This is a genomic window from Nodosilinea sp. LEGE 07088 (assembly GCF_015207395.1).
In the GTDB taxonomy this organism is placed as follows: Bacteria; Cyanobacteriota; Cyanobacteriia; order Phormidesmidales; family Phormidesmidaceae; genus Nodosilinea.
Map to the genome: position 1 here is coordinate 1 of NZ_JADEWX010000016.1, position 17,901 is coordinate 17,901.

At 55.5% G+C, this 17,901-nt stretch carries 22 protein-coding genes; 11 read left to right on the top strand and 11 right to left on the bottom strand.

Translation table 11 applies throughout. From position 1 onward, the window contains the following. Positions 1 to 131 precede the first annotated feature (131 nt). Entirely contained in the window at positions 132 to 617 is a 486-nt protein-coding gene (locus IQ254_RS06200; protein ID WP_193965306.1) for an allophycocyanin subunit alpha-B, read from the top strand. Between the two features lie 84 nt (positions 618 to 701). On the opposite strand, the gene IQ254_RS06205 is transcribed toward IQ254_RS06200, so the two are convergent. Continuing rightward, complete coding sequence (locus IQ254_RS06205; RefSeq protein WP_193965307.1) at positions 702 to 854, bottom strand: hypothetical protein; 153 nt, start codon at positions 852 to 854, stop codon at positions 702 to 704. Between IQ254_RS06205 and IQ254_RS06210 the strand changes: the two genes are divergently transcribed. Next, a complete protein-coding gene (locus tag IQ254_RS06210) occupies positions 853 to 1,443 on the top strand; it encodes a hypothetical protein (RefSeq protein WP_193965308.1) in 591 nt (196 codons plus the stop codon). The two genes, IQ254_RS06205 and IQ254_RS06210, sit on opposite strands and share 2 nt — an antisense overlap. A gap of 11 nt (positions 1,444 to 1,454) precedes the next feature. Here the strand turns inward: IQ254_RS06210 and IQ254_RS06215 are convergent, their stop codons facing one another. Then, positions 1,455 to 2,345 (bottom strand): M56 family metallopeptidase, encoded by an 891-nt coding sequence (locus IQ254_RS06215; RefSeq protein ID WP_193965309.1) that lies wholly within the window; start codon positions 2,343 to 2,345, stop codon positions 1,455 to 1,457. Then, the gene (locus IQ254_RS06220; protein WP_193965310.1) at positions 2,345 to 2,791 is read right to left on the bottom strand and encodes a BlaI/MecI/CopY family transcriptional regulator; all 447 of its coding nucleotides are present in this window, start codon (positions 2,789 to 2,791) and stop codon (positions 2,345 to 2,347) included. Before IQ254_RS06220 ends, IQ254_RS06215 begins: the two co-directional genes overlap by 1 nt. A gap of 246 nt (positions 2,792 to 3,037) precedes the next feature. Here IQ254_RS06220 and petJ point away from each other — a divergent pair, with 246 nt between their 5' ends. The 3 genes from petJ (at position 3,038) to IQ254_RS06235 (ending at position 4,827) form a co-directional block, all read left to right on the top strand. Further along, positions 3,038 to 3,370 carry a cytochrome c6 PetJ gene (petJ, locus tag IQ254_RS06225; protein WP_193965311.1) on the top strand — a complete coding sequence of 111 codons (333 nt, stop codon included), beginning with the start codon at positions 3,038 to 3,040 and terminating at the stop codon, positions 3,368 to 3,370. 101 nt (positions 3,371 to 3,471) lie between these two features. After that, complete coding sequence (locus IQ254_RS06230) at positions 3,472 to 4,254, top strand: tetratricopeptide repeat protein (RefSeq protein WP_193965312.1); 783 nt, start codon at positions 3,472 to 3,474, stop codon at positions 4,252 to 4,254. Positions 4,255 to 4,308: 54 nt separating this feature from the next. Then, positions 4,309 to 4,827, top strand: coding sequence for a hypothetical protein (locus IQ254_RS06235; RefSeq protein ID WP_193965313.1), 519 nt, complete (start codon positions 4,309 to 4,311; stop codon positions 4,825 to 4,827). 62 nt (positions 4,828 to 4,889) lie between these two features. On the opposite strand, the gene IQ254_RS06240 is transcribed toward IQ254_RS06235, so the two are convergent. Beyond that, entirely contained in the window at positions 4,890 to 5,789 is a 900-nt protein-coding gene (locus tag IQ254_RS06240; protein WP_193965314.1) for an alpha/beta fold hydrolase, read from the bottom strand. Positions 5,790 to 5,922: 133 nt separating this feature from the next. Between IQ254_RS06240 and IQ254_RS06245 the strand changes: the two genes are divergently transcribed. After that, positions 5,923 to 7,407 (top strand): hypothetical protein, encoded by a 1,485-nt coding sequence (locus IQ254_RS06245; RefSeq protein WP_193965315.1) that lies wholly within the window; start codon positions 5,923 to 5,925, stop codon positions 7,405 to 7,407. A gap of 11 nt (positions 7,408 to 7,418) precedes the next feature. Here the strand turns inward: IQ254_RS06245 and IQ254_RS06250 are convergent, their stop codons facing one another. From IQ254_RS06250 to IQ254_RS06260, 3 genes are all read right to left on the bottom strand, one after another. Then, complete coding sequence (locus IQ254_RS06250; RefSeq protein WP_193965316.1) at positions 7,419 to 8,195, bottom strand: proteasome-type protease; 777 nt, start codon at positions 8,193 to 8,195, stop codon at positions 7,419 to 7,421. Between the two features lie 178 nt (positions 8,196 to 8,373). After that, positions 8,374 to 8,484, bottom strand: a complete 111-nt coding sequence (psbM, locus tag IQ254_RS06255; RefSeq protein ID WP_017300174.1) for a photosystem II reaction center protein PsbM — start codon at positions 8,482 to 8,484, stop codon at positions 8,374 to 8,376. Positions 8,485 to 8,692: 208 nt separating this feature from the next. Continuing rightward, on the bottom strand, positions 8,693 to 9,031 hold the full coding sequence (locus IQ254_RS06260) for a 2Fe-2S iron-sulfur cluster-binding protein (RefSeq protein ID WP_193965317.1): 339 nt from the start codon (positions 9,029 to 9,031) through the stop codon (positions 8,693 to 8,695). Positions 9,032 to 9,383: 352 nt separating this feature from the next. Between IQ254_RS06260 and psbB the strand changes: the two genes are divergently transcribed. The 4 genes from psbB (at position 9,384) to IQ254_RS06280 (ending at position 13,058) form a co-directional block, all read left to right on the top strand. Continuing rightward, complete coding sequence (gene psbB, locus IQ254_RS06265; RefSeq protein WP_193965318.1) at positions 9,384 to 10,919, top strand: photosystem II chlorophyll-binding protein CP47; 1,536 nt, start codon at positions 9,384 to 9,386, stop codon at positions 10,917 to 10,919. A gap of 113 nt (positions 10,920 to 11,032) precedes the next feature. After that, complete coding sequence (locus IQ254_RS06270) at positions 11,033 to 11,131, top strand: photosystem II reaction center protein T (protein ID WP_008311663.1); 99 nt, start codon at positions 11,033 to 11,035, stop codon at positions 11,129 to 11,131. A gap of 212 nt (positions 11,132 to 11,343) precedes the next feature. Next, complete coding sequence (gene nrdR, locus IQ254_RS06275; protein WP_193965319.1) at positions 11,344 to 11,865, top strand: transcriptional regulator NrdR; 522 nt, start codon at positions 11,344 to 11,346, stop codon at positions 11,863 to 11,865. A 215-nt stretch (positions 11,866 to 12,080) separates the two neighbouring features. Continuing rightward, positions 12,081 to 13,058: a 30S ribosomal protein S1 gene (locus tag IQ254_RS06280; RefSeq protein ID WP_193965320.1), complete on the top strand. Its 978-nt coding sequence runs from the start codon at positions 12,081 to 12,083 to the stop codon at positions 13,056 to 13,058. On the opposite strand, the gene IQ254_RS06285 is transcribed toward IQ254_RS06280, so the two are convergent. The 3 genes from IQ254_RS06285 to IQ254_RS06295 form a co-directional block, all read right to left on the bottom strand. Continuing rightward, the gene (locus IQ254_RS06285; protein ID WP_193965321.1) at positions 13,055 to 13,426 is read right to left on the bottom strand and encodes an MGMT family protein; all 372 of its coding nucleotides are present in this window, start codon (positions 13,424 to 13,426) and stop codon (positions 13,055 to 13,057) included. The two genes, IQ254_RS06280 and IQ254_RS06285, sit on opposite strands and share 4 nt — an antisense overlap. A gap of 3 nt (positions 13,427 to 13,429) precedes the next feature. Then, the gene (glgX, locus tag IQ254_RS06290) at positions 13,430 to 15,595 is read right to left on the bottom strand and encodes a glycogen debranching protein GlgX (RefSeq protein ID WP_193965322.1); all 2,166 of its coding nucleotides are present in this window, start codon (positions 15,593 to 15,595) and stop codon (positions 13,430 to 13,432) included. A gap of 376 nt (positions 15,596 to 15,971) precedes the next feature. Continuing rightward, complete coding sequence (locus IQ254_RS06295; protein WP_193965323.1) at positions 15,972 to 16,535, bottom strand: zinc ribbon domain-containing protein; 564 nt, start codon at positions 16,533 to 16,535, stop codon at positions 15,972 to 15,974. Positions 16,536 to 16,837: 302 nt separating this feature from the next. On the opposite strand from IQ254_RS06295, the gene IQ254_RS06300 reads away from it, so the two are divergent. Continuing rightward, a complete protein-coding gene (locus tag IQ254_RS06300; RefSeq protein WP_193965324.1) occupies positions 16,838 to 17,308 on the top strand; it encodes an NUDIX domain-containing protein in 471 nt (156 codons plus the stop codon). Positions 17,309 to 17,343: 35 nt separating this feature from the next. Here the strand turns inward: IQ254_RS06300 and IQ254_RS06305 are convergent, their stop codons facing one another. Further along, positions 17,344 to 17,730, bottom strand: a complete 387-nt coding sequence (locus IQ254_RS06305; protein WP_193965325.1) for a hypothetical protein — start codon at positions 17,728 to 17,730, stop codon at positions 17,344 to 17,346. Positions 17,731 to 17,901: the final 171 nt, after the last annotated feature.

Consider the following 17,901-nt stretch of genomic DNA (forward strand, 5'->3'; position numbering starts at 1 on the left):
ATCAGAGACAGCCCTGGGAATAGCCCCGCCCGCCCTGGGTTATCGCTAACTAAATGAGAATTTAACTTTCCCTAGCGACCCCCAAGTCGCTAAACTATCAATGGAAAAAGGTCATCCCGTCATTTTTAACTATGTCTGTTGTTAGCCAAGTTATTTTGAATGCCGACGACGAGCTCCGCTACCCAACCACCGGCGAGCTCAAGGCCATTGAAGAATTTTTGAAAACCGGTGAGCAGCGCACTCGTATTGCTGCCATCTTGTCTGAAAGTGAGAAAAAGATTGTCGATCAGGCCAGCAAAGAGCTATGGCGACGGCGACCTGACTTTATTGCCCCTGGCGGTAATGCCTACGGCCAAAAGCAGCGTGCCCTCTGTATTCGCGACTATGGCTGGTACCTGCGTCTGGTCACCTACGGCATTTTAGCTGGTGACAAAGACCCCATCGAGAGTATTGGCATTGTCGGCGTGCGCGAAATGTATAACGCCCTCGACGTGCCTGTGCCTGGCATGGCCGAGGCCATTCGCTGCCTCAAAACGGCCTCTCTCAACCTGCTGGCGGATGAAGATCAAGCCGAAGCGGCTCCTTACTTCGACTACATCATTCAGGCGATGTCGTAGCTTGATCGGTAAAGCTCTAAACCCCCTGCCCTGAGAAGCCGGGGGTTGGTTTTTTCTGAGTGAACCCCATAGCCGCCGCGCTGGCTAGATTAGCGGTAGGGATCTAGCGGTGGAGAAATTGCGAGAATAATTAGTGATGCGATCGCGCCCTGACTTGTTATCATCGGGCACGGGCTTCTTGGGGGCAGGGCGAATGTTGATGCGGTTTAACGATGGCTGTAGGGGCGCAGTTCCCATGGATGGGGGCTCTCTGGCGATCGCCCTAAAAGTCGGATCTTTGACGATGGCAGCCTTGGCCCTTATTGCCCCACCGGGCCTGGCCATTCCTGGGCAGACCGTGAACCTGGCCCAATCCTGGATTCGCAACCATCCCACCCTCAAGCCTGCCGTCAACGAGCGGCTGACGGTCAATCGCGTAGCTGTCCCAGGCCAGCGATTTACCTTTCAGGCCTCGGTATTCCCCATTGGTGACCTAACGCCTGCCCCAAACCGTCTCCAGATTCGCACCGAGCGGTTTAGCCTGGCCGACCACGCCAACCCGATTACCTCAGCCCGCCTAGACGAGTCTCTGCGGGCCATCTACGGGCAAGAAATCTTTAACGACTATCGCCAAGCCGAGGTGCTCATGCGTTACCCGGCGCGGGGAGCTAGGCCAGATCCTACAGACAATCCTAATTTGGTGCTGCGGGGTGAAGTGCGCGAGGGTGAACAATTTGCCTACTGGCAAGAGATTGCCTACGATCGCACCGGCACTGCTTACCTCGGTCGTATGGCCGTATTTCTCAAAGCAGACCTGCCTGCGCTTCAGGCCCAGCTAAATCCCTAGGTTATCTCAGGTCAGGTATGCAGCCAGGTGGTAGCCAGAGGCAGCGCCACGGCCAGCAACCAAGCGAGGCGACCCCATGGGGCGGGGTGGGCTTTAGGCATCGGGTCCGGTGTTATCAAGGCATTGACCCGCTGCTCTAGGCGGCTGAGCAAGAGGGAATCGCCAAAGCCCACCCAGGGTTCAATATCAGTCCTTAAGGCAGAAGACGGCATCGCTAGAACCATCTGCCGGGCCAGCTTCACTAACAGTTCTGCCAACAGCAGCGGATCGCGGGTGCTCGCGGCCTGTTGGTCGGCCCGAATTTCGCGCAGCAGCAAGAGTTCTTCCCACAGGGCGTTGGTGTTGGGTAGCCAGAAGGCAAACCGACGGAGCATACCCAGCCCCAAAAACCAGAGGGGGTCGTGGTAGTCGGCGTGGGCCTGTTCATGGGCGAGCATCGCCTGCTGCTCATGGGGAGTGAGCTGATCGAGCCAGCCCTGGCTGACGAGCAGCGACGATCGCCACAGGCCCACCTGAGCTGCCATGGGCAGGTCGATAGGCACACAACGAGCTCGTTCACCCTGGGGTAGAGCGATGGTCGGGTATTGCCGCAGTCGCAGATGGGTGGCGATGGCTCGCCCTAGGGAATAGGCCAGCACGCTGCTACCAAAGAGCAGCATTCCCAGGCTCACCCAGCACCCCACCGGGCTGACCGACCAACCCAACATGGTGCCGTGGTGACCCATAGACAACACCGCCCCGGCCACTAGCAAAACCATCAGCGGCGGCAGGCAAAAGTTGCTCAGGGCAGATTCCCAGCGGGCCGACCAGGCCCTATGCGGCGATCGCCCCTGAAGGCCCGACCACTGCTGTCGCCAGGCCACCGCTAGCAGCAGGGTAAGCAAAATCAGGCTGCTGTGCATTAGGCATCCTCCCGATGGGGATTGCGCAGGGCGCGCAGGCGATCGGCGATCGCATCGAGCTGGTCGAGCTCAGCGGTATCGAGACTGTCGGCAAAGGCGGCCACAATGTCGGGGCTACCAATGGCCAAAAAGTTCTGCAGCTGCTGGTGGGCAGTCAGCAGCTTGGCCTCCTGTTGGGAAACCGTAGGCTGCCACCGATAAACCTGCCGCCGCTTTCCAGCCTTGGCTTGGTTGACGGTCTCGCGCCGCAGCCAGCCTTTCTGAGCCAGGCGCTGCAGCACCGTCGTCACCGAGGCCTGGGTCAGCTCGCGATCGGGGTCAGCCAGAATGCAGTCGTGAATGTCTCTGACGGTGGCCCCACCCTGAGTCCAGATAATGGCCAAAATTTCGGCTTCAAGGGGCCCAAGGGAGAGCTGGTGCGGACGATTGCGAGGCAGAGGGGACATGGGGAGTGGGTAGAGGAGTCGGTAGGTGAGTAGGGGCGTGAAGCAGGGACAGGTTTTAGTTTAGGGGATGGGGCCAAGGGCTGCCTAGCCTAGTGGCTGACGTAACAACTATTCCAGCCCCCTTGCTCCTCTGCTCCCTAGCCAGGCGTAAGTTTGCAGTCTGTAATAGTTGACGGGCTGTCTTTTGATTGAAATGACATCGGCTCAGACAATGCCCAGGAGAGGATTTTTGTCAGTAGAAAGATAATGAAGAAATTTGCTTTGACATTGGTGGCTGCGTTGGTAGCCCTCACTCTGTGGATGGCTCCTGCGGCTCAAGCGGCGGATGCGGGCCACGGCGGTCAGATCTTTGGCAACAACTGTGCGGCCTGCCACATTGGCGGCGGCAATGTGGTCAACGGGGCCAAGACGCTGAAACAAGCTGATTTAGAAAAGTATGACATGGCTTCCCTAGAGGCCATTGTCACCCAGGTCACGAAAGGCAAAAATGCCATGCCCGCCTTTTTGGGGCGGCTCAGCAACGAAGATATTGCCGATGTGGCAGCCTATGTGCTGAGCCAGGCCGAGCAGGGTTGGTAAGGGTTAGTCTCGTTTCTCCAGTTCCTACGCCCCGCTTTCTATTGAGCTAGACGAGTGGGGCTTTCTGGCGTTAGTTTTCTGTCGTTAGCGAGGTCGCTCCAATGGGGATTGATCGACTGATAGCGGGTTGCCTCGGGCTGCTGCTTATCCTGGGCTGGCCGGGTATGGCCCAGGCGGGGCCATTGCAGCCCGATGACGGCGATCGCTGTTTACTAGCAGTTCAGCAGGAGCGCTATGAGAAGGCGATCGCCTCCTGTAGTCAGGTCATTGAGCAAGAGCCTACCGATGCGGCTGACTATCGCCTCAGTCGGGGGTTGGCCTTTTACCGCAGCGGCTATTTCGCTGAGGCGATCGCCGACAATACTCAGGTTTTAGCCACCCACCCCGACGACTACCGAGCCTACTACAACCGGGGATTAGTTCACATTGCCCTGCACGACTTTGCGGCTGCGATCGCCGATTTTGACCAGGCCGCCAAGTTTGCCTCTGAGCCGATGTCTCTCAGCGACATCTACGACGATCGCGGCCTGGCTAAGCTGATGGCAGCCCAGCCTGAGGCGGCCCTGCGCGACTTTGACCAGGCTCTGGCCTTCAATAGCGACGATACGCGGGCGCTGTTTAACCATGGCTGCGCCTGTCACCAGCTGGGCCGCGTCAACGATGCCCTAGCCGACCTCAATCAAGTGCTGAATCTAGAGCCTGACCATGCCCGTACCTACTTAAAGCGGGGAGTGCTGAGGCAGGCGCTGGGCGATCGCACCGGCAGTCTGGCCGATTTGCGCCAGGCCGCCGACTGTGCCCAGGCCCAGGGGCAACCCTACCTACACCACTATGTCCTAACCCTGCTCAACGAATGGCAAACCCCCAGCACATTGCTGGGCTAGGTCTACCTGGCCTCAGCCGATTCGTTTTTAGTCCACCCAGTTATGGCGCTGCTAATGAAACTATTTAATATCCCCACCTCGATGTTCAAGCCGACCCTGGCCCTGCTCACCCTGGCCCTGGCCCTGGGCTGTAGTCACCTCGTCTCCCGCGCTGACTCAGACCACGGCCATACTCCCAGCCACGATATGGGCGACAGCCACGGTGCGGGCGAGAGTCACAGCAACGAGAGTCACCACCACAGCACCCTTGAAATTCCGGCGGGTCAGCCAGTGCCAACGGTCACGCTAATGATCTATCCCGACCCAGAGCAGGGGTGGAATCTGGAAGTGCTGACCACTCACTTTAGCTTTGCCCCAGAGCAAGTAAACCTGGCCAACAGCCCTGGTTCAGGCCATGCCCATCTCTACATCAACGGCGAGAAAATATCGCGCCTCTATGGCCCCTGGCTACATCTCCCTGAGTTGCCCAGCGGGCAAACTGAAATCACCGTCGGCCTCAATGCCAACGGCCACGAAGCCTTGACCCACAATGGCCAAAAAATAGAAGCTACCATCGTTGTCGAGGTTCCTTAGGGCTACTCTAGAGTCGTCTGGGACTTGAACGAGATCTAGCAGTCCTGAGCCACCTGGCCGACTCAGCTCACCTGCTCTAACACCCAATCTCTCAGCAGCCCGTTGACCTGGTCGGGCACCTCGTCGTGGGGACAGTGGCCTGCCTGCAAGTAGTGCTCCGTCAGCGTGGGATAGTGCTGGCGAAACTGGGCCCCCTGCTCGCGGCAGTTCATCCAGGGGTCACCTTCGCCCCAGAGCATGAGCAGAGGGCAGGCGAGCTTTTGTAGGAGTTCATCAACCTTTTCCCCCTGGCGCGACTTGAACACCGAGGCAAAGACTTTGGCCGCACCGGGGTCACCGGAGGGGCGGCGAATGTCTTCGATGAGCTGGTCAGTAATGGCCGATTTATCCAGGTACACCTGTTGCAGGGTGCGGCGAATGGTAGCGGGCTGGCGCACATACTGAAACAGCAGCCAGCTGGGCAACGGCTGCAGCATCAGCGATTGAATGGCCTTTGCGATCGGGTTGGGGCGTGGCGGCGGGGTCTGGGTCGGCGAAGAAAAGGGCCCGGCGCTGTTGAGCAGCACCAGGCCAGCGGCAGATTCGGGATGGTTGGCGGCGACGCATAGCGCGGCGTACCCCCCCAGCGAATTGCCCGCCAGCACTGCCGGACGACCGATCACCTCGGTAATGAACTCGTGGAGCTGTGCCTGCCACAGGTCGCCACTGTACTGCCAATCGGGCTTGGCCGATCGCCCAAACCCCAGTAGATCGATCGCCCACACCTGAAAGTCGGCCTGCAGACCCTGGATATTTTTGCGCCAGTGGTCAGTGGAGGCCCCAAAGCCATGCACCAGCAACAGCGGTGGCCGATCATCCTGAACCTCCCCTGCCACCACGTAGTGAATGGCCTGGTCTCGCCAGATCCGGTGAGCACTCGGCATACTGACGGTGGGCTGGGGCACAAAGGCAGTGGCGGACATAGTGGTAAACAGGTGTTTTGTAAACAAACATTAATGTGATGGTAGCGAATCTTGCCCTCCCATGCCCTCAGAAAGGTGACAAAACAGCGATTTACAGGCATTGTTTCAAGGGAATGCCTTCAAGCTCAATGCCATGGCCGCTCTATCTCGTCCCCGAAAATCGAAAAACCGTCGCGAATTTTCGAAGTACGATGCTCGCCGCCCCAAAGCGCCGTGGTTTGCGCGCCTGATGGCGACGGTTGCTCTTGCCAACCTAATTTTGATAATTGGCGATCTGAGCTATATTCCCCTGCGAGATCAGTACCTCAGGTACTTGCCAAAGATCACCACCTGGTATGGCGAAACCTTTAAAGGCATTGAGCCCCATCGCTTTACGGCCCACTATCTCAAGACTGTAGACCAGCTCGAAGAACAGGTGGCCCAAACCGGCATTACCTCCCCCGCTGCCCAGGCCATTTTAGAGAATTTGCAGGATCAAAGCGAGGCCATGATTGCCGAAGATCCGTTTCAAATTGCCAATCGATCGGGCAACTTGGAGCAGATTAAGAATGAAATGCGCGATCGCATCAATGTTGACTCGGCCACCGACGCCTTCACCACCTTTTGGAGCTATGACCACATGAACGAGGCGGGTTTCACCCAGGAAATTGCCTTTTTCAATCAGGAAATTCGACCCTTAGTAGAGACCAACTTTTTTCGGCGCATTGCCGTTCACGGCGGCTTTGTCGATCAGTTTTGGCGCATCGATATCTGGTTTAACCTGCTGTTTGGCCTGGAGCTATTGGCCCGCAGTTTTTATCTCGGTCGCCGCTACAAAAACTTTACCTGGCGCGACGCCATCCTCTGGCGCTGGTACGATTTGCTGCTGGTCATTCCCTTCAGCGCCCTGCGCTTGCCCTGGCTGGCGCTGGCGCGTGTGATTCCAGTGGTCATTCGCATTAACCAGTCAAACCTGATCGACCTGGAGCCGATTCAGCGGCGGATTAGCCATTTTGCCATTAGCCAGATCGCTGTAGAGCTGACCGAAATCGTGGTGCTGCGCATTATTGACCAGATGCAGTCCTTTGTCCGCGAGGGCGGCGTCACTAAGGCCTTGCTCGAACCCAACTCCCGGCGTTATATCGAGGTCGGTGGCGTGAATGAACTCGAGGTCATTGCTCAGCGACTGGGGGCTTTGACGGTATACAACGTGCTGCCCCAGGTCAAGCCTGAACTCGATGCCCTGCTCAAACACACCATTACCCAGGCGTTTGATCAGGCCCCGGGCTACCAGGGGTTTCGGCAGATTCCTGGCATTGGCAACCTGCCAGATCAGGTGGCGCAACAGGTGGTTGCTCAACTGTCGGCCAATGTCTACGGCGTGGTCAAAGGCTCCCTTGAAGATCACTCTGGGGGTGAGTTAACCCAAGCTTTGGTGCAAAAACTAGGGGAGACCTTCAAGCTTCAGCTTAAAGAGAACGAAAACGTTGACGAACTTGAGACCCTGGTCATCGACTTTCTGGAAGAAGTTAAGCTCAACTATGTCAAGCGCCTAGCCGATGCCGACGTCGATCGCCTGATCGAAGAGCGCTACCAGCTCTATAACGTGACCCGGGGCAACACCCCAGGCGATCGCTGATGGCGACTATCTTAGCTGTCGCCTAAGTCAGCAATGCCTAAAGGCGATGGCACATCGTTCTGGTTCCAAGAAATATCGGGCATGCTGGTCGAGGCGGCTCGCAGGGCGACTTCCCAATGCTTGCGCATTTTGATCAGATAGGGGTCTCCCGCCTGAAATTGAGCCCGATGGCGCACTTCAAAGCTATTGGTTTGATACATCGCCATATGAATGGGCGGCCCCACCGACAGATTCGATCGCATGGTTGAATCGATCGAGAGCAGGGCGCATTTGGCGACGGCATCCAGAGAAGCGTCAAACCCCAGCGTGCGGTCTAAAATCGGCTTGCCGTATTTGGTCTCGCCGATCTGCAAAAACGGGGTTTCGGGAGTGGCCTGAATGCAGTTGCCCTGGCTATAGACCAAAAAAAGTTCGGGCACTTCCCCCTGCACCTGCCCCCCTAGTAAGAAGCTGCACTGAAAATCAATCTGGTCTTTTTCCAGCCAGAGGCGATCGGCTTCCTGTAGCGCCCGAATCTGCTCTCCCAGGTAACGGGCTACGTCGTAGAGGGTCGGCAGGCTGTGGAGATTGTGGTTGCGATCGCGCTTAATGTCTTGACTGAGCTGGTGCACCACCGCCTGGGTGATCGATAGGTTCCCCGAGGTGCAGAGCAAAATCACCCGCTCGCCCGGCTTCGAAAAATCAAACAGCTTGCGGTACGACGAAATGTAATCAACTCCGGCGTTGGTTCTAGAGTCTGCCGCCAGCACCAATCCCTCTCGCACCAAAATGCCCAAACAGTATGTCATTGGTTCGATAAAATGTGCGATCGCTGCTGCGGGCGCGACTCAAGACCCATTGCCCAAGGCAATAAAAAAGCGCCGGTGAGCCCAGCGCCTCAATCCTACACCTAATCCCTGTCCGACTGGGCTTACAGAGGTTGGTCAGCGGATTAGTCAAACCCGCCTCGCCCCATCAACTAGCCCCTTAGGAGCCCGTCTGTTTGCTGGAGGTTTGGATGTACAAAATGAGCAAAAAAACCGTCGGTACTAGAACAAAAAGAATGCTGGCTACAAAACCAAGCTTATTGACTTCCATCAGTACTTGCCTCTACTCTCATGCCAACAACGTCGCGTCGAACCCTCGTGATGTCAGCGAAACCCTATTTCATAGGCGATTTAGGCCAGATCAAGAGGGAGCCGCATAACCCACAGATTCCACCCCTTTAGAATATCACCCTACTCCCGGAAACACCCCATGCCTGCCAGAATCATTCCTGCACCATGGCCTGGCTCTAAACATTGCGTTAAGCGTTTTTTGATGCCTTCGACGACGCATTAGCCTTGCGACTCGGCTTGGTCACCACCGAAACTGGGCCATGCACCGTAGCCTGACAGGCTAATCGACAGCTAGCGGGCCACTTCTTCAGCTTCCGCTCCTCCACCTTGGTGCGGGGCGACAGGTTTTCGCTGCCTGCCACGATATCCACTACACAGGTACCGCACTGGCCATAGCCCCCGCAGTTCATCAGCTTGCCACTGAAGGTGTAGATATCAATGCGGTTTTCCAGTGCCTTAAAACGTAGGTTGGCCCCGTCGGCAACGTTAACCTCAGTGTCTTCGTTAACAAACTTAACATTGGCCATTAAGGGAATCTCCTTTGCGTTCTGCGTCTTTAATGGCGGCAGGGCAAGCCTTTAGCATCTGGGCTTAAGCTCCCCCCTGTCAAAATCTAGATTGATTGCCCCCGACCGCTGCGCTAGCTGGTTGCGAGGGAAATTCGGACTAGTTACACTTCTTTAAGTAATTTCATTGTTACATCTCATCTGTACCAAATGATTCACTATCCAACAACGGCAATGCCCTGAAGCAACGCCAGGATGAAAGGGTCAGTTGAGGCAATTCTGGCAGCCTGATCTGATAGGCTAATCACTATCTGACTTGCTTAAGACAATTCAACAAAACAACACTGCTTTACCTAGAGGAGGATCGTAGTCAATGGGACTACCCTGGTACCGGGTACACACGGTCGTCGTTAACGATCCCGGGCGACTGATTGCTGTACACCTTATGCATACGGCCCTAGTAGCTGGCTGGGCTGGCTCTATGGCGCTATTTGAGTTATCCACGTTTGACCCCAGCGATCCCGTACTCAACCCCATGTGGCGACAGGGCATGTTTGTCTTGCCCTTTATGTCGCGCTTGGGCGTAACCGACTCCTGGGGCGGCTGGAGCGTTACTGGCGCAACGGCTGTTAACCCTGGATTTTGGTCGTTTGAGGGCGTGGCTGCTGCCCATATCGTGCTGTCGGGTCTGCTATTTTTAGCCGCCTGTTGGCACTGGGTCTATTGGGATCTAGATCTGTTCCGCGATCCTCGTACCGGTGAACCGGCGCTGGATCTCCCTAAGATGTTCGGCATTCATCTATTTTTATCGGGTCTACTCTGCTTTGGTTTTGGTGCCTTTCACCTGACTGGGCTTTGGGGGCCAGGCATGTGGATCTCTGACCCCTATGGCTTAACTGGCCATGCTCAGGGGGTAGCCCCTGAATGGGGGGCGGCGGGCTTTAACCCGTTCAATCCCGGCGGCATTGTGGCCCACCACATTGCTGCGGGTATTGTCGGCATCATTGCGGGTCTATTTCACCTGACGGTGCGCCCACCCCAGCGTCTCTACAAGGCGCTGCGTATGGGTAACATTGAAACCGTGCTGTCTAGCAGTATTGCTGCCGTGTTTTTCGCCGCCTTCGTGGTGGCCGGTACGATGTGGTACGGCAGTGCTGCCACGCCCATCGAGCTATTTGGGCCGACGCGGTACCAGTGGGATGGTGACTACTTCAAGCAAGAGATCCAGCGTCGTGTTCAGGCGGATGTTAACGCTGGTTATTCCCTAACTGAAGCCTACGCCGGCATCCCCGAGAAGCTGGCTTTCTATGACTATGTGGGCAACAGCCCGGCCAAGGGTGGTTTGTTCCGTGTAGGGCCGATGGTTCAAGGCGATGGCATTGCTGAGGGCTGGCTCGGCCATCCCGTTTTCAAAGATGGCGAAGGCCGCGAGCTATTTGTGCGTCGCTTGCCTAACTTCTTTGAGACCTTTCCCGTAGTGCTAGTCGACAAAGACGGCGTCGTTCGTGCCGATATTCCTTTCCGCCGGGCTGAGTCTAAGTACAGCTTTGAGCAGACTGGTGTAACGGCCACTTTCTATGGCGGCGAACTGGGGGGGCAAACGATTACCGAGCCCTCTCTGGTTAAGCGCTACGCCCGGAAGGCCCAGCTCGGTGAGCCCTTCGAGTTTGATCGCGAAACCCTCGGCTCTGACGGGGTCTTTCGTACCAGTACTCGTGGTTGGTTTACCTATGGCCACGCCGTGTTTGCCTTACTGTTCTTCTTCGGCCATATCTGGCATGGGTCTCGTACTCTGTTCCGAGATGTGTTTGCTGGTGTTGACCCCGATCTTTCTCCTGAACAGGTGGAATGGGGCTTCTTCGCCAAGGTAGGGGATACCTCCACTCGCAAAGAAGAAACGACGGTTTAGGTATCGGTGAGTTAAGTAGCCCGGCGGGTGAGTATTGTGCTTTATCCGTCGGGCACTTGCCTTTAAATCCCTGTAAACTGAAAGTAACCGATTGGGTAGGAGCCTTTTTAACTATGGAATCTGTCGCTTACATCTTTATTTTTGCCTGCATCATTGGCACGTTGTTTTTTGCGATCGCATTTCGCGAACCCCCCCGCATTCCCAAAGATTAGTGCCATTGAGCTTGCTTTCAGGGCATTAAGGTCTTGAGGTTGGCTTGAATTTGGTAAGACTTTCGCAGCATGGCGATTGTTTTCCCACAATTTAATTAATATAGAGACAAGTTTTCCTAGCGATGGGAAGGCTTGTCTCTATTTTTTGTCCAGGCTATAGCCGATCTTTTCGCTATGTCTCCTGGTTTCTTCCTCCCCTTGGGAGCGCACTTATGCACTGCCCGTTTTGTCAGCATCTAAATAATCGAGTTCTAGAGTCGCGTTCGGCAGAGGCCGGACGTAGCATTCGTCGACGGCGGGAGTGCTTGCGCTGCGAGCGCCGGTTTACGACCTACGAACGCATTGAGTACGTGCCCATTACCGTAATCAAGCGCAGCGAGGATCGAGAACTGTTCGAGCGATCTAAGGTGTTGCGGGGCATTGTGCGGGCCTGTGAAAAAACCCCGGTGTCGTCTTTGGCCATGGAGTCGATCGTTGACGACATTGAGGCTGAACTTCAGCAGCGTGCTACTCGGGAAGTAAGCAGCTCTGAGATCGGCGAAATGGTGCTCGTTAAGCTCCAGGCGATGAACGAAGTCGCCTTTGTCCGATTTGCATCGGTATATCGACAGTTTCAGGGCATCCGTGATTTTGCTGAAACGCTCAGCCAACTTCAAGATCATCAAGGCGAACCCCCAGCCGGTGACCCCGACAATGGCCACAACTCTACCTTCGTCACGGCTCAATCGCTGTAGCGCTTAGGCTAGCCGTTGTTCTATGTCCAATCCTGAGGGTGGGCGATCAACAACACCGCCTCTTCAGCTATAATTTTAATCCTGTGGGTTTATCGGGCCGTCTGCACCGAAGCGCTGTCGCGTTGAGGTAGAAGCCGTTACACATCTGAGTTGATTGTTTTGTACGTCTACACGGAAACCGCAGTATTACGGAGAAATAATAGGACAACACTAGCATGCTCAATCAGGACGTAAAGGACGCTGACATCGGGTTTACACACGAAGACTTTGCCGCGCTACTAGACCAGTACGACTATCACTTCAATCCGGGCGATACCGTTTCTGGTACCGTGTTTAGTCTTGAGCCCAGGGGCGCCCTGATTGACATTGGTGCAAAAACTGCGGCCTATCTGCCCATTCAGGAGATGTCGATCAACCGGGTTGATCATCCTGAAGAGGTACTGCGCTCCAATGAAACCCGCGAGTTCTTTATTCTGACTGACGAAAATGAAGATGGTCAGCTGACCCTTTCAATTCGTCGGATTGAGTATATGCGAGCCTGGGAGCGGGTGCGTCAGCTGCAGCAAGAGGACGCTACGGTTCGTTCTGGGGTGTTTGCTACCAACCGTGGTGGCGCGTTGGTTCGAATTGAGGGTCTGCGAGGCTTTATTCCCGGTTCCCACATCAGCACCCGCAAGCCCAAGGAAGATCTAGTGGGTGAAGACCTGCCTCTGAAGTTTCTAGAAGTAGACGAAGAGCGTAATCGGCTTGTACTCAGTCATCGTCGCGCCCTGGTTGAGCGCAAGATGAATGGCCTGCAGGTCGGGGAAGTAGTGCTAGGTGCTGTGCGCGGTCTTAAGCCCTACGGTGCCTTCATTGATATTGGCGGCGTGAGCGGTCTGCTGCACATCTCCGAGATCTCCCATGACCACATCGATACGCCCCACAGCGTCCTAAACGTCAATGACGAGATCAAGGTCATGATTATTGATCTCGATGCTGAGCGTGGGCGCATTTCGCTATCCACTAAGCAGCTCGAGCCCGAGCCCGGTGACATGGTGAAAAATCCTGATCTGGTCTATGACAAGGCAGAGGAGATGGCCGCTAAATATCGTGAAGCCATGCGCCGCCAGGCTGCCGAACAGGCGGGTGAAGTGGTTGACGAGCCTGCCGATACCTATGTGGAAGAAGAAGTAGCCGTGGCCGTTGACTAGGTCGTTTCTTCTAATTTTTCTCTAAATACTGCCAGCGCCTGTTCGATCACAATGTCGGACGGGCGCCATTTATATTGGTTCAAATTAATTCGCCCCTGACTGTCAAACGCGATGCCTTCGTCTTCTAAAATGGCTCGCTGTAGGTAGTCGCTACCATTGCGTAGGGATGACTGCGAAACTTCACCCTTGGCATTAATGACTCGCTGCCAGGGCACATCGGAGGTAGCCGTATCGACCCGATAAAGGGCATAGCCAACTAACCGTGGCTTGCCGACCAGTCCTGCTAGCTCGGCCACCTGGCCGTAGGTAGCCACTTGCCCCCGAGGAATCTGGCGCACAATTGCGTAGATGCGTTCGTAGGTGAGCATGGCTTAGTTTTGGGCTGGTTGAGCGCGGGGACTGGTGAGGACTACGAGGGAAAATTCGGCGACTGCGATCGCGGCTTCTGGCCGATAACCCTGCGGATCGTCCACAAAGCCATTAGCGCTTGCGGTATTGAAGACCGTGAACCAGCGGTCTTTAACCACCGACACAGGAATTTCAAAGTCTTGGGGCTCAGCTTGGGCATTAAAAAACAGCAAAAAACTATCGTCTACTAGCCGCTGACCCTGAGCCTCAAAGCCCAACATTTCTTCTCCGTTGAGAAACACTGCGATCGCCTTTGCCGACCCATCATGCCACTGCTCAGCGGTGATTTTGCTACCGTCGGGATTGTACCAGCCGATGTCGTGTATCCCCGAGCCATGAATTTCACGTCCCTGAAACCAGTGGCGACGGGTAAAGACAGGATGCTCTTGGCGCAGCTGAATCAGACGGCGAGTAAAGGCCAACAGGTCTTGGTTTGATTGACTGAGTTCCCAGTCAAACCAAGACAGTTCGCTATCTTGGCAGTAAGTATTGTTGTTACCCTGCTGGGTACGACTAAACTCGTCACCACCGAGCAGCATCGGCACGCCCTGGGAGAGGAGCAGGGTTGCTAACAGGTTACGCTGCTGTCTGTGACGCAGGGCCAGAATAGTGGGATCATCGGTTTCACCTTCAGCACCGCAGTTCCAAGAGCGGTTATAGCTCTCGCCATCGCGATTGTTCTCGTGGTTGGCCAGGTTGTGCTTTTCGTTGTAGCTGACCAGGTCGCGTAGGGTAAAGCCATCGTGACAGGTAATAAAGTTAATGCTGGCATGGGGGCGTTTGCCATTGGCCTGGTACAGATCAGAGCTACCCGTAATGCGAAAAGCGAACTCGCCTAGGCGACAGTCGTGATCGCGCCAAAAATCTCGCATTGAGTCGCGATATTTGCCGTTCCACTCCGACCACAGCAGGGGAAAATTACCCACCTGATAGCCACCCTCACCCAGATCCCAGGGTTCAGCGATCAGCTTTATGGTCGAAAGCACGGGGTCTTGGTGGATGATGTCGAAAAAGGCGGCCAGGCTGTTGACCTCATACAACTCACGCGCTAAAGCCGATGCCAGGTCAAAGCGAAAGCCATCGACATGCATTTCTAACACCCAGTACCGCAGACTATCCATAATTAACTTGAGAACCTGGGGATGCCGCACATTGAGCGAGTTGCCGCAGCCAGTGAAATCCATGTAGTAGCGGGGGGCATCTTCTACCAGGCGATAGTAGGCCGCGTTGTCGATGCCTCGCAAACTTAGGATCGGCCCCAGGTGGCTCCCTTCCCCGGTGTGGTTGTAGACCACATCGAGAATCACCTCGATGCCTTGGCGGTGAAGGGCTTTGACCATGTGCTTGAACTCATTGACCTGGCCGCCCTGCTGCCCAGCACTGCTGTAGCCACCATAGGGAGCGAAATAGCCCAGGGAATCGTAGCCCCAATAGTTGCGTAAGCCTGTATTGGCTAGATGCCCTGGGTTGGCCTGGAAATGGTGCACCGGCAGCAGTTCTACCGCCGTAATGCCCAGACGAGTAAGATGCTCAATCACGGCAGGATGGGCCAGACCGCCATAGGTACCGCGTAGGTTTTCGGGTACCTCAGGATGCCGCTGGGTGAGCCCCTTGACGTGGGTTTCATAGATAATGGTGCGGTGCCAGGGGGTATCAGGGGCGCGATCGCCTTCCCAGTCGAAGGTCGAATCGACAACTACTGCCTTGGGCATATGGGGAGCGCTGTCGACCTCGGAGAATGACAGATCGAGATTTCCGAGATCATCGTCATCGGTAGCACTGATGTCGTAACCAAAAATAGCCGGGTCAAAGCGGACGTCACCGTCTAGGGCCAGGGCATAGGGGTCGATTAAAAGTTTATGGGGGTTAAACCGCTGTCCGTTTTCAGGGTCGTGGGGCCCGTGCACCCGAAAGCCGTAGCGCTGTCCGGGCTCTACCCCTGGGAGGTAGCCATGCCAGACGTAGTTATCGACCTCGGTGAGGGGAACCCGAGTTTCTTGATCGTAGCGGTCAAACAGGCAGAGTTCGACTGCTGTAGCATTTTCTGAAAACAGGGCGAAGTTTGTGCCCGAACCATTCCAGGTGGCTCCCAGCGGATGGGGACGACCTGGCCAGACTTGCATTCCCATGGTGAGCGCTGTTTCCTAATAACCCTAAGGCTTAACGAAGCTGATATGCGGTGTCATGAGGTGCATTCCATCACGCTCTTGTCCCGTGCTTATTTCAGGGTACCAGCCTGAGGAAGATGGTGTGGCCATGGCGAGCATCCTTTGGTAATGGTGAACTTATAAAACTTTTCCAGTTTTCGACTGATGTTGCTCTGCCATGGGTCTCGGCAATCAAGCATGGATTCAATCCTCCATCTAAGATGGCCTGCTGACAAGCCAGTGCCATCGTGGCGGCACAAGCTTCCTCCCGATTAAGGTGCATCCCCTAGGCTGCGCATGGAATGTTCGCAGGCAACAAAACAGGGGGAGGAGAATGTTCCTCGTATGTTGTTGATTGCTACTGCCGCTGATGACCGCAGCTACCGCAAAAGCGATCGCTGGGCTCGACCGCTGCCCCACACTGGGTACAAAATTTTTGGGCGCTGGGCGTAGGGGCAGCGGTTTTTTCCATGCCGAGAGTCATATTGCCCATCCGCATCGTCATAGGGTTGGCTGACATCTGCATATCCCCCATCTGCATATCCCCCATCTGCATATCCCCCATCTGCATAGGAGCCATTGGCTGCATGGGTGGCATCGGCTGCATGGCGGGCGGGGGCATAGCCACGACAGGCTGCATCGGCTGGGCTTGATCGGCAGGCCAAGCCGTGGCCTGGGCAGCCGCGATTTGCATACCCTGAACCTGCCAAATAAACGTACCCTGGGGGGTAATACAACGCACGATTGCGCCACTGCCTGCCTTAGCAATCTGTGGCATCTCTACCCAAGGGCCTGTCTGTACCTGGGTGCTAGATTGCTGCTGTTGCCCGGCACTGCCGCTGGCGAGGGTAATCGTAGTGATATCACCAGAGTTATCGAGATATAACCGTTGGCCGGGGCCAAAATCGTACTGGTAAGGCATGGCAGGATTGGTTAAAAGCCGTGAATGAGCTAAAGCAGATTAAATCTGCTGAGATGGGGTTTTGGAAATCTATTCTATAGGTATGCTAGGCCAAGGATTGGGGCCTTGACAGATTTTTCTCGATTCTTACAGGTGAGGTTTGGTTGAGAGTCAATTGATTTGGCTACAGTGATGTCTGACCATTTGGGGCCATCTGATGACAGGGTCGAAGCTGGGTATCTGCCGACTTCCAGCGGTAGTCTGGAAATGGGGCATGGCCGACTAGGTGACCACTCATGTCAGGATAATGCGCGATCGCAGGCATGGCTAAAAAGAGTGCAGGGCTACTCATGTATCGCAACCCGGAGCGCCTAGAGGTTCTACTGGTGCATTCTGGCGGGCCATACTGGGTCAACCGCCACTGGCAGGCCTGGACCATTCCTAAGGGTGAAGTTGACCCCGGAGAAGACATTTTTGCCGCTGCCAAGCGCGAGTTTTGTGAAGAGACCGGACAAGTGCCCCAAGGAGACTTTTGCCCTCTACAACCCGTGCGCCAGGCAGGCGGCAAACTCGTCTTTGCCTGGGCTTTTGAAGGCAATTTCGACCCTGCCCATTTGCGTAGCAACATGTTTACCCTAGAGTGGCCACCTCATTCCGGGGTGTGGCGAGAGTTCCCTGAGATCGACCAGGCCGCCTGGTTCCACCTCGATGAGGCTCGGCAGCGCATTATTAAAGCCCAGGCCCAGTTCCTGGATGAACTGGTGCAGATCTTGGGGCAGATACACCGGCCCTAACGCTCCATTTGTTCCTGCAGCAGCCTTAACCAGCCTCATGGTGTAGGTCGTTGCAGGTATTGTCGTAGCTGCATCATGATCAGACTTTGCCCTAGGTTGATGGGGAGGGCAGAGACCCCCTCCAGCCGTGATTGCACCCATTGGTCACCCCAGTACCATTCATGGAAACCATCGATCGCGCCAGAAAGCAGCAGCCGCAGGCCGTGATCGCTGATCTGCTTGACTTCATGGTGAATTTCAACCGGGCCCAGGTAGCTGATGAATTTTAAGCCGTCGTAGAGCTCGGTGGGCAGACCCTGGCTAAAGCGCTGGGGCCAAAGCCAGTGGCTAAATTTGCTGGGCTGTACCAAACTGGCCTGGATGTGTCCTCGGGTAGCCTCGACTTCGATGCGAAGGCGACTGTGCTGAAATGTGCCTAGCATAGGGTGGTGGTGTGCCCGCAAACAACATCTCTCAGTATGCCAAAAGAAACCCGATGAAATAGCAGACTCGGGACATTACTGGAACAGCATTGCCGCGTCTGCAACCCGCTCAAATCTCTGGCATCTAAACCTTCTACAATATACGAAGCAATATTAAGCAAGGCTAGGGAG